Annotated in this window: 1 protein-coding gene; it reads left to right on the top strand. The window is 41.0% G+C overall.

The features are described from left to right. Nucleotides 1-67 precede the first annotated feature (67 nt). Nucleotides 68-1185, top strand: a protein-coding gene (locus IEV85_RS24680; protein WP_188467940.1) for an IS3 family transposase whose coding sequence is annotated in 2 segments (ribosomal slippage) — nt 68-329 and nt 329-1185 — 1119 coding nt in all. Because the reading frame shifts where the segments join, the coding sequence is not laid out codon by codon here. Nucleotides 1186-1211 lie beyond the last annotated feature (26 nt).

The raw sequence follows: 1211 nt of genomic DNA, 5'->3' as shown, positions 1-1211 counted from the left end.
TGTAAGCTTCCCTTAAAACCGAACTGTTTAAAAGTATAGAAATATTTATTAATTTTAAACAGTAGTTATGAAGAAGAGTAAATTTTCACCACAACAAATCGCACGGATTTTAAAGGAATTCGATAACGGCAAAACCGCCCAGGAGATTAGTCGTGAATATGGGATAAGTACAGCGGCTTTTTACAAATGGAGAGAGCGTTATGCAGGGATGAATGGCAAGGAGCTTAAGCGTTTAAAGGATCTTGAAGAAGAAAACCGCAGACTTAAGCAAATGTATGCGAGTCTTTCATTAGATCATGAGCTTGCAAAAGAGATCATTGAAAAAAAGCTATAAAGCCCTGTCGTAAACGCGCGATAATAAAAGAATTTGTTCATTACGGCATCAGCAGGGCATGTCGTGTACTCAACTTGAGCAAGAGTGTTTTCTATTTTAAACCACAACCAAAGGATGACAGTGCGGTAGAGGAAGCCTTGCAAGAGAAGGCTGAAGAGCACAGTGAGGAAGGGTTTTGGTCAGCTTATGACCGCTTGCGTAAAGAGGGAAGGCCATGGAATCACAAGAGGGTCTATCGGGTCTACAAGAGCCTGGGTCTTAGCCTGAGACGTAAAGTAAAGAAGCGTTTGCCTGCAAGGGTAAAAGAACCATTAGAAGTTCCAGAAAGCCTCAACCAAACGTGGAGCATAGATTTTGTAACCGATGTACTGGATAACAAAAGGCGATTTAGAGCTTTTACCATTATTGATGACTATAATAGGGAAGCACTTCATGTAGAGGTTGATTTTTCATTGCCTAGCAGTCGGGTAGTATGGGTATTAAACCACTTGATAAACCGCAGAGGAAAGCCTGATAAGATAAGAATGGACAACGGGCCTGAATTTATAGCTAATTTAGCTTCAGAATGGAGCCAGATGCACGGGGTTGAATTTCAGTACATCCAACCCGGAAAGCCAACGCAAAACGCCTATATTGAACGTTTCAACGGAAGTTATAGAAGAGGCGTATTGGATAAATATATTTTTGAAAACCTAGACCAGGTAAGGGAGCAAACTCATATTTGGATAGAAGATTATAACACGAAAAGACCCCATGATGCCCTGGGGAAAATGGCACCGATAGAATTTTCAGAATTTACCTCTGTTGGCGGTACCGCCAACAGAGGTAAAACTGTAACTTCTGACAAATAAACAGTTCTAATTAGGGGAAGCCTACA

The sequence above is a fragment of the Marivirga lumbricoides genome, assembly GCF_014636295.1.
Taxonomy (GTDB): Bacteria; Bacteroidota; Bacteroidia; order Cytophagales; family Cyclobacteriaceae; genus Marivirga; species Marivirga lumbricoides.
The sequence above is the reverse complement of the archived record's forward strand: the minus strand, read 5'-3'. Positions and strand labels throughout refer to the sequence as shown.